At 70.9% G+C, this 14,230-nt stretch carries 15 protein-coding genes; 2 read left to right on the top strand and 13 right to left on the bottom strand.

The genetic code is table 11. The annotated features are described in order from the left end of the window. Positions 1-106 precede the first annotated feature (106 nt). The gene (locus ELI80_RS03815) at positions 107-874 is read left to right on the top strand and encodes a sulfite exporter TauE/SafE family protein (RefSeq protein WP_201740547.1); all 768 of its coding nucleotides are present in this window, start codon (positions 107-109) and stop codon (positions 872-874) included. 2 nt (positions 875-876) lie between these two features. Then, positions 877-1,251, top strand: coding sequence for a RidA family protein (locus ELI80_RS03810; RefSeq protein WP_136649703.1), 375 nt, complete (start codon positions 877-879; stop codon positions 1,249-1,251). Here ELI80_RS03810 and lpxB read toward each other — a convergent pair. The 13 genes from lpxB to ELI80_RS03745 form a co-directional block, all read right to left on the bottom strand. Further along, positions 1,229-2,422 carry a lipid-A-disaccharide synthase gene (gene lpxB, locus ELI80_RS03805; protein WP_236641314.1) on the bottom strand — a complete coding sequence of 398 codons (1,194 nt, stop codon included), beginning with the start codon at positions 2,420-2,422 and terminating at the stop codon, positions 1,229-1,231. The two genes, ELI80_RS03810 and lpxB, sit on opposite strands and share 23 nt — an antisense overlap. Beyond that, positions 2,419-3,225 carry an LpxI family protein gene (locus ELI80_RS03800; protein WP_136649702.1) on the bottom strand — a complete coding sequence of 269 codons (807 nt, stop codon included), beginning with the start codon at positions 3,223-3,225 and terminating at the stop codon, positions 2,419-2,421. Before ELI80_RS03800 ends, lpxB begins: the two co-directional genes overlap by 4 nt. 5 nt (positions 3,226-3,230) lie before the next feature. Further along, positions 3,231-4,016: an acyl-ACP--UDP-N-acetylglucosamine O-acyltransferase gene (gene lpxA / locus ELI80_RS03795; RefSeq protein WP_136649701.1), complete on the bottom strand. Its 786-nt coding sequence runs from the start codon at positions 4,014-4,016 to the stop codon at positions 3,231-3,233. Beyond that, on the bottom strand, positions 4,009-4,488 hold the full coding sequence (gene fabZ, locus ELI80_RS03790) for a 3-hydroxyacyl-ACP dehydratase FabZ (RefSeq protein ID WP_136649700.1): 480 nt from the start codon (positions 4,486-4,488) through the stop codon (positions 4,009-4,011). The genes lpxA and fabZ overlap by 8 nt, the downstream gene beginning before the upstream one ends. Before the next feature lie 23 nt (positions 4,489-4,511). After that, entirely contained in the window at positions 4,512-5,204 is a 693-nt protein-coding gene (locus ELI80_RS03785; RefSeq protein ID WP_236641313.1) for a nicotinate-nucleotide adenylyltransferase, read from the bottom strand. Between the two features lie 26 nt (positions 5,205-5,230). Next, the gene (locus ELI80_RS03780; RefSeq protein WP_136649699.1) at positions 5,231-6,076 is read right to left on the bottom strand and encodes an OmpH/Skp family outer membrane protein; all 846 of its coding nucleotides are present in this window, start codon (positions 6,074-6,076) and stop codon (positions 5,231-5,233) included. Next, the gene (gene bamA, locus ELI80_RS03775; RefSeq protein WP_136649698.1) at positions 6,076-8,412 is read right to left on the bottom strand and encodes an outer membrane protein assembly factor BamA; all 2,337 of its coding nucleotides are present in this window, start codon (positions 8,410-8,412) and stop codon (positions 6,076-6,078) included. The genes ELI80_RS03780 and bamA overlap by 1 nt, the downstream gene beginning before the upstream one ends. Positions 8,413-8,511: 99 nt before the next feature. Continuing rightward, positions 8,512-9,840 (bottom strand): RIP metalloprotease RseP, encoded by a 1,329-nt coding sequence (gene rseP / locus ELI80_RS03770; RefSeq protein ID WP_136649697.1) that lies wholly within the window; start codon positions 9,838-9,840, stop codon positions 8,512-8,514. 26 nt (positions 9,841-9,866) lie between these two features. Further along, on the bottom strand, positions 9,867-11,045 hold the full coding sequence (gene dxr, locus ELI80_RS03765; RefSeq protein WP_136649696.1) for a 1-deoxy-D-xylulose-5-phosphate reductoisomerase: 1,179 nt from the start codon (positions 11,043-11,045) through the stop codon (positions 9,867-9,869). Positions 11,046-11,047: 2 nt separating this feature from the next. Continuing rightward, entirely contained in the window at positions 11,048-11,845 is a 798-nt protein-coding gene (locus ELI80_RS03760) for a phosphatidate cytidylyltransferase (RefSeq protein WP_236641312.1), read from the bottom strand. Between the two features lie 35 nt (positions 11,846-11,880). Further along, positions 11,881-12,618, bottom strand: a complete 738-nt coding sequence (gene uppS, locus ELI80_RS03755) for a polyprenyl diphosphate synthase (protein ID WP_136649694.1) — start codon at positions 12,616-12,618, stop codon at positions 11,881-11,883. Positions 12,619-12,622: 4 nt separating this feature from the next. Then, a complete protein-coding gene (gene frr / locus ELI80_RS03750) occupies positions 12,623-13,186 on the bottom strand; it encodes a ribosome recycling factor (protein ID WP_136649693.1) in 564 nt (187 codons plus the stop codon). Between the two features lie 130 nt (positions 13,187-13,316). After that, a complete protein-coding gene (locus ELI80_RS03745; RefSeq protein WP_136649692.1) occupies positions 13,317-14,216 on the bottom strand; it encodes an MBL fold metallo-hydrolase in 900 nt (299 codons plus the stop codon). Between the last annotated feature and the right edge of the window lie 14 nt (positions 14,217-14,230).

Here is a 14,230-nt window from a genome sequence, read left to right as displayed (position 1 = left end):
GACCGCAACGCTGCCGAATGCTGTGGCGGCGGAGCGCCGCTTGCCTATGGTGCGGAACGCGGACGCGCGAATGGCGCGTGCCGACGGGATCAGGGGCAGTACAGGCATGGATTACGACGCGATCGCGATGATCATCATGGTCGGGGCGGGCTTCATCGGGGGCATGCTCAACGCGGTCGCGGGCGGCGGCACGTTCATCACCTTCCCGGCGCTCGTGTTCGTGGGCCTGCCGCCGGTCACGGCGAACGCCAGCACCACCGTCGCGGCGCTGCCGGGATACCTCGCCTCGGCCATCGGCTTCCGCCGCGACGTGGCGCGGGTGGACCGGCGCCAGGTCGTGCGGCTGACGGCCCTGACCGGGCTTGGCGGGGCGCTGGGTTCCCTGCTTCTTCTCGTCTCGTCCAACGAGGCGTTTTCCGCCGTCGTTCCGTTCCTGCTGCTGGCCGCCACGCTGGTCTTCGTGTTCAGCGCGCAGGTGCGCCGGTTCGCGGGCCGCTTCCGCGGGGGCGTCACCGCGTTCGGCGCCGGCAGCATGCTGCCCGTGGCGATCTACGGCGGCTATTTCAACGGCGGGCTGGGGATCATCCTGCTGGCGCTCTTCTCGCTGTGGGGGATGACGGACCTGCACGCGATGAACGGGCTGAAGACATGGCTCAGCTTCGCGCTTTCGGTGATCTCGACCATCATCTTCGCGGCCGGGGGCGAGGTCGCCTGGCCCGAGGTGCTGCTGATGAGCGCGGGCACCATCACCGGCGGCTATCTCGGCGCCCCGGTGGCGCGGCTCATCCCCATGCCCGCACTTCGGTTCTTGATCGCCGTGGTCGGCTTCGGCATGACGGCGGTGTTCTTCTGGCGTCTCACACACGGAGCATAGACATGGCGGACACGACTGCGGCCACGCAACGGGCCGAAATCACGCGGATCGAATGCGGCGATCGGATGAGCATGGCGGTCGTTGCGAACGGCACCGTCTATCTGGCAGGTCAGGTCGGTGCGCCCGGCGCGCCGGTCGCGGATCAGACCCGCGCGGTGCTGGCCGAGGTCGACCGCCTGCTGGCCGCCGCCGGAACCGACAAGACCCGAATTCTCTACGCCCAGATCTGGCTCGCCGACATGGCCGACTTCGCCGAAATGAACGGCGTCTGGGACGCGTGGGTGGCAAAGGGCCACGCCCCTGCCCGCGCCACCGGCGAGGCGAAGCTCGCCACGCCCGACTACAAGGTCGAGATCATCGTGACCGCGGCGCTCTGACGGCCACCATCACCGAACGGGCCGCCCGCAATCCGGGCGGCTCGCCCCCCCGGCCCAGCCGGTCCATCGTCAGGTCCATCGCAGCGACCTGTTCGGCCCGCGCCCCGGGGTTCTCCAGCAATTCGAAAAGCGCCAGCGCCATCGGCCCCGGCTGGCAGTTCCGGCCGAGATACTCCGGCACCGCCCGCGTCTCGCTGACGAGGTTCACCAGCGTCACGCTGTCGGTCCTGAGCAGCCAGCCGATCAGCGCGCGGCTGACCGGGGCCATGTCGTAGCCGATCACCATCGGCACCCGGTTCGCCGCAAGCTCGAGGCTGACCGTGCCCGACGCGGCAAGCGCCAGGTCGGCCGCAGCAAAGGCCGCCCGCTTGTCGCCTGCTTCCTCGACCAGCACGGGGGCCGTGGGCCAGCGCCGCGCCATCTGGGCCACCAGCGCCGACACGCCGGGCACCGTCGGCAGCACCACGCGCAGTTCCGGTATGCGGTCGCGAAGCCGGATCAGCGCCTCGTCGAAGCGCGGGCCGAGCCGCGTGACCTCGCCCCGTCGCGATCCGGGCAGGAAGAGGACCAGCGGCGCATCGGCGGAAATGCCGTGCCGGGCGCGGAAGGCGGCGGCCTCGGCTTCGGTTGCACGGGGTTCGGCGACGACCGGGTGGCCGACGAAATCGCAGGTCATGCCGGCGGCGCGCATCAAGGGCGGCTCGAACGGCAGGATCGCGAGCACGTGGTCGATCACCTGCGCCATCTTCGCGGCGCGCCCCGGCCGCCACGCCCAGACCGAGGGCGCGACGTAGTGGATCGTGCGGATGGCCGGGTTCGCCGCCCGCACGATCCGCGCGACGCGCAGGCCGAAGTCCGGGCTGTCGATCGTGACCAAAGCGTCGGGCCTGCAATCCAGCACCGCCTGCGCCGTCTGCGCGATCCGGCGCTTGAGGGCGCGGTACTGCGGCAGCACCTCCCAGATGCCCATGAGGCTGAGTTCTTCCATCGGGAACAGGCTGCAAAGGCCGCGGCCCGTCATCTCCGTCCCGCCGATGCCGCGGAACTCGGTCGCGGGATCGAGCCGGAGCAACCCCTCCATCAGCGCACCGCCCAGCCGGTCGCCCGAGGGCTCGCCCGCGACGACGAAGATGCGGGGCGGGCGCTGGTCCGACGGCAGGCCGGACGTCACGCCCGCGCCCACAGGAACAGCCCGGCCGCGTCCGCGGCCGCCACCATCGCGTCGCGGTCGAGAAGGATCACCCCGTCCGCTTCCCACGCGATGCCGGCAAGGCCCGCCGCCGCCGCCTGCGCCACGCTGTCGGGACCGAGCGCCGGCAGGTCGATCCGCCGGTCCTGCCCGGGCTTCGGGGCCTTGTAGAACACGCCGCGTGCGCCGCCCGGATCGGGTCTCAGCGCCTTGTGGCGGGCCGCGAAGTCCAGCATCGCCGCCGTGCCCGGCAGCGTCTCGACCGCAAGGCACAGCCCCTGCGCGACCACCGCGCCCTGCCCCACGTCAAGCGGCCCCAGCGCGGCAAGGATCGCCGCCGCGCGCTCGGCGTCCCGGCGGTCGGCCGCCGAAGGCGCGCCCGCGAGCACGCCCTCGCCCGGGACCAGGCCCGGCAGCACATCCTGGACGCCAACCACCTGCAGGCCCCAGTCCTCGAAGATCGCGATGATCTCGCGCAGCGCGCCGTCGTCGCCCGACTGCATCGCCGACAGGATGCGCGGCAACAGCTGCGCGGTGCGGGGGTCGAACAGATCGGGGTCGAGGCGCGGACGGCGGACAGCGCCCGCGAAGACGACCCGGGTGACGCCATCGTCCACCAGCCGGTCCAAGAGCAGCGACAGCCGTTCCAGCCGGAACGGCTCGGCGTCAACGCCTTCGGGCGCGAAGCCCTGCAGCGCGAAGACGCAGGCGTCGTCCAGCGCGCCGACTACCAGCGGCGCCAGCGCGCCCTGCCCGGCGATGACGGCGACCCGGTCCCGCTTCATGCCGGTCATGCCTGCGGGGCGAGGAAGCTGCGCTCGGTCGGCGCGAGGATGAAGTCGAGCACCTCGCGTTCCATCGGCGACACCTCGCCCGCCGCGCGGGCGCGCGCGGTCTCGCGCAGCGATCCGCCCGACAGCGCGGACATCAGCTGCCGCAGCGCGGCAAGCTCTGCGCGCCCGGCGCCCCTGCGCTTCAGCCCCACCAGGTTGAGGCCGTCCACCTGCCCGCGCGGTCCTTGCACCAGCGCATAGGGAAGCACGTCCGCCGTGACCATCGTGACCGCGCCGATCATCGCGCCGCGCCCGATCCGCACGAACTGGTGGACACCGGACAGCCCGCCCACGATCACCTCGTCGTCGATCACGCAGTGACCGGCGATGGCCACGTTGTTCACCAGGATCACGTTGTTGCCGATGCGGCAGTCATGGGCGATGTGGCTGCCGGCCATGAACAGGCCGTCATCGCCGACGATGGTCCTGCCGCCGCCGCCCTCGGTCCCCGGGTTGATCGTCACGTATTCGCGGATGCGGTTGCGCGCGCCGATCCGCAGGACCGTGGGCTCGCCCCGGTACTTGAGATCCTGCGGCGCCTCGCCGATGCAGGCGAAGGGGAAGACCGTCGTTTCCGCCCCGATCCGGGTGTCGCCCGTGACGACGACATGGCTTTTCAGCACGACGCCATCGTCCAGCCTGACCTGCGCGCCCACGTGGCAGAACGGCCCGATCTCGACCCCGTCGCCCAGCACCGCGCCGGGTTCCACGACCGCCGAGGGGTGGACCGCCACCTCAGCCATCCGCCGGAAGGTCCATCATGGCGGTAAAGTCCGCCTCGGCGCAGAGCCTGTCGCCGACCATGGCGCGGCCCTTGAAGCGCCAGATCCTGCCGCCCGCCCGGGTGATCTGGACGTGCAGTTCGACGGTGTCGCCGGGCACGACCATGCTGCGGAACTTGCAGTTGTCGATCGCCATGAAATAGGTCAGCAGGTTGCGGTCGGCCACGTCCAGCGTGACGCCGACCAGCACCGCGGCGGTCTGGGCCATCGCCTCGATGATGAGGACGCCGGGCATGATCGGGGCGTCCGGGAAGTGGCCGGGGAAATGCGGCTCGTTCGCGGTCACGTTCTTGATCCCGACGGCGCTCGTGCCCGCCTCGATGTCGCGCACCTTGTCCACCAGCAGGAACGGGTAGCGATGGGGGATGATCCGCTTGATCAGGGCCAAGTCGGCCTCGGTGCAGGGGGCAGGCGTGCGCTCGGTCGCGGCCATCGTTTTCTCCGGTTTTCGACCAGCTATCGCACGGACGGCGGCGTTGGCAAGCGCACGCCACCCTGGGGCGAGCGCGCCGCCTGCGCCGCGCGGATTGCCGCGGATGACGCGGGCGACATCGGCACGTCGATCAGGACCCAGGCAGGCGGCGGGGTCGTTGCCAGCGCGGCCGCCCGCGACTGCGGCAGGCGGAAGCATTCGAGCGCCTGCGCGGCGCGGGAAAACCGGGCGGACAGGCGCGAGCCGGGGCGGGCCACGACCCCGATCGGCACGCGGGCCGCGATCTCGCGCCAGCGCTGCCAGCGGTCGAACTGGACGAGGTTGTCCGACCCCATCAGCCACACGAACCGCACGCCCGGCCAGCGGTGCTGCATGGCGGCGAGCGTGTCGGCGGTGACGCGCGTGCCGAGCCGCGTCTCGATGTCGGTGACGACGATGCGGGGATCGTCCAGCATCCGCCGCGCCGCCGCGATCCGCTCGGAGATCGGCGCGGGGCCGTGGGCCTTCAGGGGGTTGCCGGGCGTGACGAGCCACCAGACCCGGTCGAGCCGGAATCTGGCGAGCGCCATCGCGCTGATCTGGACATGGGCGTGGTGGGGCGGATCGAACGACCCGCCCAGAAGCCCGATCCGCATGCCTGGCAGGCCGACGGGCAACCCGGCGCGACGCGCGGGCACGTGCAGCGACGCGCCGCGGGGTGCCGGGGGGCGGAACATGCCGCCTGGTTTCAGGACGCCCCCGCTCAGTTCACGGTCCCGCCAACCGCTGTCCCGCCCGGTGCGGGCCGGCCTGCTGTCGCGCCCGCCGCGGCTGGCGCGGTTTGGCCCGCTGACGCCCCGGCCGGAGCCGGCGCGGTCGGGGCCGGCAGTTCCGTGTGTCCGGTCGCCGGGGGCGACGCCGGCGGCACGCCCGGCGCGGGGGTGGACAGCGGGACCGGGGGCACCTGCACGAGCCCCGCGCCGTCACCCACCTGCTGGTTCAGCCGGGCGATCGCCGCGTCGGTCATGTCGATCGCCTCGGCCGACATCAGGACGGTGCGCGGGTCAAGCACCAGAACGGCGCCCCGTTCCCGCATCAGCGATCCGATGACCGGGACAGCGGCGGCGAAGAAGCGGTTGCGCTCGGCCTCGGCCAGCGCCGCCACTTCGAGCGAGGCGGCCTCGCGTTCGCGGCGCAAGGTCGTCACGCGCTCGTCGAAGGCGGTCGCGCGGGCGCGGAAATCCTCTGCCGGAAGGGTGGCGCGCTGCCGCGTCAGGTCCGCCTCCTCGGCCGACAGGTCCGCGAACAGGCGGTCATTCTCGGCCTGGACCGCGCGCAGGCGCTCGGCGACGAGCGCCTCGGCACGTTGCCCCCAGGCCGAACGGTTGTACATCTTTTCCTGGTCCACGGTCACGATCCCACGCGACACCGCGGGGCCTGCCGCGCGATCCTGCGGGGACGTGGGAACCGGAGCGGCAGGGGCCGTGGCCTGCGGCGCGGGCGTTCCGTCGCCCTCCGCCGCGGCAGCGCCGGGCGCCTGCTGCGCAAGGGCCGCGAGCGGCGCGAGGCTGACCAGAAGCGCCGCCCGGATCAGCCCGCCCGCGTGCATCAGAACTGCGTCGACAGGGTCAGGTCGAAGGACTGTTCCTCGTCGTACTCCTCGCTCTGGAGCGCCTTCGCCAGGTTGAAGCGCAGCGGGCCGACCGGCGTGGTCCAGAACAGCGACACGCCGACGGCCGCGCGGACCTGCATGGAATCGTCCACCTCGACCCCGTCATGCCCGGTCGTCTCGTCCAGGCCCCAGACCGATCCCGCGTCCGCGAACAGGCCGCCGTTGATGCCGTATTCCTCGGGCAGGCCCAGCGGGAACCGCGCCTCGGCGCGGGCGGCCCAGTAGAAGTTGCCCCCCAGCGCGTCCTCGTTCGGGGCCGCGAGATCGCGGGGACCATAGCCGTTGGGCTTGAAGCCGCGGACCTTGCCGTTCCCCGAGAAGCGGTCCGTGATCCGGCTGGAATCGTCGTCCAGCATGTTGACCGCCCCGCCTTCCACTTCGGCCAGCATGGTCACGTTCCGGCGCCACGCGGTGCTTTCCACGCCGGCCAGCAGCGTCGTCGTGACCGATTTCACGTCGCCGCCGAGTCCCGCGAAATCCTGGCTCAGGCTCAGCTTGTAGCTGGTCAGCGGATCGAGCCCCGTGCGGCGGGTGTCGTGGCTGTAGGTGTAGCCGAGCGCCGACGACAGGCGCTCGCCCTGTTCGAAGTAGAGGATGGGGGACGACCCGTCCAGCTCGCCCGTCTCGGGGTCGACCTCGACCGGATCGACGTCGGTCAGCTCTTCCTGCTCCAGCCGGTAGCGCAGCTCGATGCGGCCGTTCTGGCTGACGGGAAACTCGAGCCCCGTGAGGAACCCCGCCGATTCCGTGTTGTAGTTCGAGTTCAGGCGGTCGGTCGTCTGGTACCACGCCGAGAAGCGGGCCCGCAGGTCGCGGTCGAGGAACGCCGGCTCGACGAAGTTGAAGTTGAAGGACTGCGATCCCTTCGTGGTGGACAGGCTCAGCCCGAGCTCCTGTCCGCGGCCGAGGAAGTTGCGTTCCTGCAGCGCGACGTTGAAGCCGACGCCGGTGGCGCCGGCGTAGCTCGCCCCGAAGGACAGGCTGCCGGTCGGCTGCTCCTCGACGTTGACGTCGACGATCACCTCCTGCGGGGTGGTGCCGGGGCGGCTTTCGACCTGCGCGTCGGCGAAATATCCCAGCGCGCGGACGCGTTCCGCGGCGTTGCGGATCTCGCGCGGGTTGAAGGGGTCGCCTTCGACGGTGCGGAACTGGCGCCGGATCACCTGGTCAAGCGTGGTGGTGTTGCCCTCGATGTCGATCCGCTCGACGAAGATGCGCGGGCCGCGGACCAGCGCGAAGGTGAGGCCCAGCGTCTGGTTGCGCTCGTTCTTGACGACGCGCGGCTCGACCGCGACGAAGTCGAGCCCCTGCTGGATCGCCACCGTCTCCATCCGCTGGATCGTGTTCTCGACCGTCTGCGGGCTGTAGACCTCGCCGGGGCGCACGCGGTTCTGCGCGGCGAAGGGCGCGGCATCGACGCCGGGGATCTCGCTTACCGTGTTCACCTGGCCGAAGGTGTAGCGCGGCCCTTCGTAGATGTTGTAGATCACGAAGAATGCGTCGCGCTCGCGGGTGATTTCCGGCGCCACGGCCTCGACCCGGAAATCGGCGAACCCGCGCGAGCGGTAGTAGTCGGTCAGCAGCTGCTGGTCCAGCTGGATGCGGTCGGGCGAATAGGTGTCGCGCTGGATGAACTGCCGCAGGATCCCGGCCTGCTTGGTCTGCAGGACGTTGCGAAGCTGGCGGTCGGAAAACGCGCGGTTGCCGGTGAAGCCGATCCGCTCGATCTCGGTCAGGTCGCCTTCGCGGATCTCGAAGACGAGGTCCACCTGGTTCTGGCCGCGCCGGATCACGCGCGGGTCGACCCGCGCGGCCAGACGCCCGTCGGCGGCGTAGGCCGCGGCGATCAGCTGGGCGTCCTGTTCGGCCTGCGCGGGCGACAGCACCCGGTTCGCGCGCGAACTGACGATCTCGCCCAGGCGCTCGTCGTTCAGGCGGCGGTTGCCCTCGAAGCTGATGACGCGGATGGTCGGGAACTCGGACACGCGGATCACCAGCGTGCTGCCCTGGGGGATCACCTCGACCGTCTCGAACAGGCCCGACTGCTGCAGGCGCTGCTGCGCGTCGTTCAGGTCACCCGCGCTCAGATCCTCGCCGCGCTGGACGCCGGCGGTGGACAGGATCGTCGCGGGCTCGATCCGCTCGGACCCCTCGATCTGCACGCTGCTGAAGGTGAAGGCCATCGCCGGCCCCGTCGCCGCGACCAGCGCGGGTGCAAGCGCCAGCGCCGAAACCAGCGCCGCGGCGCCCCTGCCGAAAGTCCGTCTGCTCATGGCCGCCCCTCATGCTTCCGCCGTGCGCGGGGTTCCCCCGTCGCATTTGGGGGCGATGGTTAATCGCCGCCGCAGGCCCTGTCAAAACAAAGCCCCGGTTCAGCGGCACAGAATATCGTTGGAGAGACCAAAAATCATCAGTGCAAGCACCGCCGCCAGCCCGATCGAGGTCAGGATCCTGAGCGCGCGGGGCGATGGCGGGCGCCCGGTAAGCGCCTCCCACGTGAAGAAGGCGAGGTGGCCGCCGTCGAGAACCGGCACCGGCAGGATGTTGAGAAAACCGATTGCCGCCGACAGGACGCCGATCCACCAGATGAAGCCCGCGGCGCCCGTGGTCGCCGCCTGCCCCGTGCTTTCGGCGATCGAGATCGCGCCGCCCAGGTTGCAGCTGCCAATCTGGCCCGAGATCATGGCCCACAGGCCCGAAACCGACCCCGCGATGATGGCCCAGGTCTGCGCCAGGCCCGCGCCGATCGCCTCGACCGGGCCGGCGTGGCGGGTGGCGGGGACGAAGTAGCCTTCGCCCCCCGTCACGCCGATCAGCCAGCGCTGCTCGTACCCGTCCGCCGTCGGCAGGTCCTGCCGTTTGGGCACCAGCGAATAGTCGGCCTCGCCCGCGCCGGGCCGCCACACGCGCAGCAGAACGGCGCGACCGTCAGCCGCCTCGACCCGGTCGCGAAGCTCGTCGAAGCGGACGACCGGCGCGCCGTCGATGGACAGGATCACGTCGCCAGGCCGCAGCCCCGCGCCGGACGCCGCGCTGCGAGGCGCCACGCCGCTGATCCGGGGCGGCGCGGGATGAGGGCCGGGCACCGTCACCTCGGCCCCGTCGCGGCGCACGGTCCAGTCCACCGGCGCGTGCGGGGCAAGGTCGCGGCCGGCCTGGAACAGCTGGCCCCAGGTCGCGAGCGGGCGGCCTTCGACGGCAAGGATCTCGTCGCCCGCGCGAAGCTCGTTGACGACGCCGGGCGGGGTGGCCGCCATGTCGGCGATCAACAGCCGCTCGACCGCGACGCCCTGGAACGCGATCACGCCCGCGAAGATCAGGGTCGACAGGATGAAGTTGGCGAACGGCCCGGCCGCCACGGTGGCGAAGCGCGCCCAGAGCGGCGCCCCTTCCAGCGTCTGCCGCCGCAGGGCCGGATCCACCGCCAGCCCCGGCCCCGCGCTCGCCGGATCGGCGTCGCCGAAGAAGCGGACATAGCCGCCGAGCGGGATGGCCGCCACCTGCCACAGCGTCCCGCGCCGGTCGCGCCGCGACCACAGCCGCGGCCCGAACCCCAGCGAGAACACCTCGGCCCGGATGCCCGACCAGCGCCCGACGATGTAGTGGCCGTATTCGTGGACACCCACGATGATCGACAGCGCGACGACAAAGGCGACGATGGTCCAGGCGAGCCCGCCGAGCTGGCTGATGATGTCGATCATGTCGCGCCTTTCCTTCCGTCCCGGCCTCAGCGGCGGTTGCGCGCGGCCCAGTCCGCCGCATCGCGCCGCGCCGCGCGGTCCCAGTCCAGGACCGCATCCAGCGTGTTCGGGCTGTCGCCGAAGTGGGGACGGCCGGCGCCGATGTCCAGCGCATGTTCCACCGCGGCCGCCATGTCGGTGAAGCGGATGCGGCCGGCCATGAAGTCGTCGAGCGCCTGCTCCTTGGCCGCGTTGAGGACCGCCCCGGCGGCGCCGCCCTGATCCACGACCTCGCGCGCAAGGCGCAGGGCGGGCCAGCGTTCCTCGTCCGGCGCGCGGAAGGTCAGGCTCCCCAGCGCCGCGAGATCCAGCGCCGCGATGGGCAGCCGCGCGCGGCCGGGCCAGTGCAGCGCGTGGCCGATGGCGTGGCGCATGTCGGGCGGGCCCATATGCGCCAGGGTCGCGCCGTCGGCATAGGTCACCATCGCGTGGACGATGGACTCGGGATGGACCAGAACCCGGATGCGGTCGTTCGGCAGCGCGAAGAACTCATGCGCCTCGATGACTTCCAACGCCTTGTTGAACATGCTTGCGCTGTCGATGGTGATGCGCTGGCCCATCGACCAGTTTGGATGGCTCGACGCCTCGGCCACCGTGGCGTGAACCAGCCGCTCCACCGGCCAGTCGCGGAAGGCGCCGCCCGACGCGGTGAGTGTCACCATCTCGACATGGTCGAGCTTTCCGTCTTCAAGGCATTGAAAGATAGCTGAATGTTCGGAATCGACCGGCAGGATGGTGGCGCCGCTCGCCCGCGCCCTGCCCATCAGCATCGGACCCGCTGCGACCAGGCTTTCCTTGTTCGCGAGCGCCAGCGTGCCGCCGCGTTCGACGACGCGCAGCCCCGGCATCAGCCCCGCCGTGCCCACGATGGCCGACAGCGACCAGTCCGACGGCATGCGCGCCGCCTCGTCGATCGCGGCCTCGCCGGCCGCCGCGCGGGTGGATGTGCCCGCCAGCGCCGACCGCAGGTCGTCCAGCAGCGTCTCGTCCGCGATCACCGCGACTTCGGCCTGAAGCGCCCGCGTCATTTCGGCCAGCCGCGCCACGTTGCGGCCGCCGGTCAGCGCGACCGTCCGGTAGGCATCCGGCCCGCCCGCGCGGGTCAGCAGGTCGAATGCGCTTTCGCCGACCGATCCGGTCGCGCCGAAGATCGACAGGCTCCGCATCGTCAGCCGCCCAGCTGCGGGATCAGCGGCCCGAACACCAGCGCCACCAGGAACGCGGCCGTCAGCGCGTCGAAACGGTCCATGACCCCGCCATGCCCGGGAATGAGGTCGGAACTGTCCTTGATCCCCGTCTGCCGCTTGAGCGCGCTTTCGGCGATGTCGCCCATCTGCCCGGCAAAGGCCAGCAGCGGCCCGGCGATCAGAACCCACCAGCTCCCGTGCCCCGTGAGGACCAGCGCCAGCGCCAGCACCAGCGCGCCGACCCAGCCGGCGAGCGTCCCGCTCCACGTCTTGTTGGGGCTGATGGCGGGCCAGAAGCGGGGGCCGCCGAGCGCCTTGCCGACGAAATAGCCCAGCATGTCCGACTGCACCGCCGTCACCGCGATCCAGAACGCGGTCAGCAGCCCCGCGTCCTCACGCACGCGCAAAAGCGACAGAGACGCGAGGAAGAACGCGACGGCGAAGGCCACGAAGCGGCCGCGATACCGGGGGTTGGTCCCGCGCCAGCCGGCGGCGACCGGGATCGCGATCAGCGCGATCGACCACGCAAACGGCACCACCGACATGACAAGGAAGGTCACGCCGGACAGCAGCGCGAGGATCTTCGATCGGCGCGAGGCAGGGCTGGAATGACGCTGCGAGGCTGTGATCCGGGTCAGTTCCCAGATCAGCCCGGCGATCAGGAAAGCCGCCGCGATCGTCAGCGGCACGCCGCCCACCGCGAGCGCCACAACGCCCGCAAGCGCGACCATGAGCCCCGACCCGAGCCGCTGCATCAGGTCCGCCCAACGACCCGCCACGGCGCCCTGCTGCGGGGGTGGACCGGGTCTTCCCCTCATGCGGCGCCGAAGCGCCGGTCGCGCATGCCGAAGCGGTCGAGGATTGCGCCAAGGTGGTCGGGCGTGAAGTCCGGCCAAAGCGTCGGCGTGAATTCATATTCGGCATAGGCAGACTGGAACGGCAGGAAATTCGAGATCCGCGTCTCGCCCGAGGTGCGGATCACGAGGTCCGGGTCGGGGTGGCCGGCGGTGTCGAGGCAGGCGGCAAGGTCGGCCTCGGTCGGGGTCTGGATCTCGCCCGCGGCGATCCGCGCGGCAAGGCGGCCGGTGGCGCGCGCAAGCTCGGCCCGGCCGCCGTAGTTGATGGCGACGGTCAGGTTCAGCCGCGTGTTGCCGGCGGTCTGCACCTCGATCGTGTCCATGAGGTTGCGCAGCTTCCTGTCCAGCGGCCCGCGGTCGCCGATAAAGCGCATCCGCACCCCCTCGGCCGCCATCACGTCGGCTTCGCGCTTGATGTAGCGCGCGAAGATGCCCATCAGCCCCAGCACCTCGGCGGTCGACCGCTTCCAGTTCTCGGTCGAGAAGGCGTAGATCGTCAGCCAGTTCACGCCCATGTGCGGGCAGGCATGGACGATCTGCTTGACGCGTTCGGCGCCCTTGCGGTGGCCGACCAGGCGCGGCCAGCCCCGTTCGGTGGCCCAGCGGCCGTTCCCGTCCATGATGATGGCCACGTGGCGGGCGCGCGGCGCGCCGGCTGCGGTCTCGGCGGTCAGTTCTGATGCGGGAACGGCCATCGTCCTAGACCTGCATGATTTCGGCTTGCTTGGCTTCAAGCGCCTTGTCGACTTCCGCGATCATCTTGTCGGTCAGGTCCTGCACCGCGGATTCCCAGAACTTCTGGTCGTCCTCGGCCATGCCGGATGACCTGGCCTTCTTGATCTGGTCCATGCCGTCGCGGCGGACGTTGCGGATCGCGACGCGGGCGCTTTCGGAATACTGGGCCGCGACCTTGGTCAGTTCGCGCCGGCGTTCCTCGTTCAGTTCCGGGATCGGCAGCATGATGATGGTGCCGTTGAGCTGCGGGTTGATGCCCAGCCCGCTTTCACGGATCGCCTTTTCGACCTTGTTCACCAGCGCCTTGTCCCAGACGTTGATCGTGACCATCCGCGGCTCGGGCACGTTGACGGTGCCGACCTGGTTGATCGGCGTGGGCGACCCGTAGGCGTCGACCATCACCGGATCGATCATCGAGGCCGAGGCGCGGCCGGTCCGCAGCGACTGGAATTCGTGCCGCAGGCTTTCCATGGCGCCCTTCATGCGACGCTCGAGGTCGTCGGTGTCGATTTCGATGTCGTCGGCCATTCTGCTGCCCCTGCCCGTTTTTATGCGCGCGCCTGTGTCAGGGCGGTTGTAATCCTGCCTGTGACGCAAGCAAAGCCTTTGCGGCGGATTTTATGCAGTTGCAGGCGGAAACCGGTGCAGCAGACCCGCGTCAAGGCTTCTCGTAGGCGCTTCCGTCCTCGGCCCGGCGGGGATCGTCAAGGTAACGGCCTTCGCGCGGCACGGCGATGTCGCGAAAGCCGGTCGCGAGCCGGTGCAGCGCGGCCCGCATCCCGGCTCCCTGCATCGGCCGGCCGTGGAAGCTAAGCGCGATCTCGGGCTCGAGCGCGGCGAGCGTCGCGACGGATGCTTCGGCGGCGTCCCAGTCGACGGTGAAGTACATGGGCGGGCCGTGCATCTCGGCCTCCTGCACGGCCACGTCGTAGGCGGATTCCTGCGCGGTCGTACAGAAGGCGTCGCCGGAAATCAGCACGCGGTCGGCATCGCGCCACAGCGCCACGTGGCCCACGCTGTGGCCGGGGGTGTGCAGCCATGTCCAGTCGTGCAGGAAGGGCACGCTGCCGTCTTCCGGCAGCGGCTGAAGACGGTCACCGACATCGACAGGCTTCGTCGGGTAAAAGCGCGCGAGCCGCGCCATCATCCCGCCGCCGACGGTCGGATCGCCGGGCGGATAGGCCGCGGTCCCGTTCAGGTAGGGATGTTCCAGCGGATGGGCGAAGACAGGCGCGTCCCATTCCTCGGCCAGCGTTTCGAGCGCGCCGACATGGTCGAAATGGCCGTGCGTCATCACGATTGCCGCGGGCCGGGCATCCTCGCCGAAGCGCGCCTTCGCGGCCGCCCGGATCAGCGGCGCGGTGCCGGTCAGCCCCGCGTCGAGCAGCACCCATCCCCGGTCCCCGGCGCCGGACGGCCCGAGGAAGACCACGTTGACGATGCCGAGCCGCCTGTAGGCGACGTCGGGCGCCACCTCGTGCGTGTGATCGTCGCGCGCCGCGTCGAGTTCGGGATCGAGCGCGCTCGCCTCGTCGGGCAGGGGAACCTGCTGTGCCATCTCGCCTCCGCCGT

The organism is Paracoccus aeridis (assembly GCF_004923205.2).
Classification (GTDB): Bacteria; Pseudomonadota; Alphaproteobacteria; order Rhodobacterales; family Rhodobacteraceae; genus Paracoccus; species Paracoccus aeridis.
Note: the sequence above shows the minus strand (reverse complement) of the source record. Positions and strands in the feature narration are given on the sequence as shown.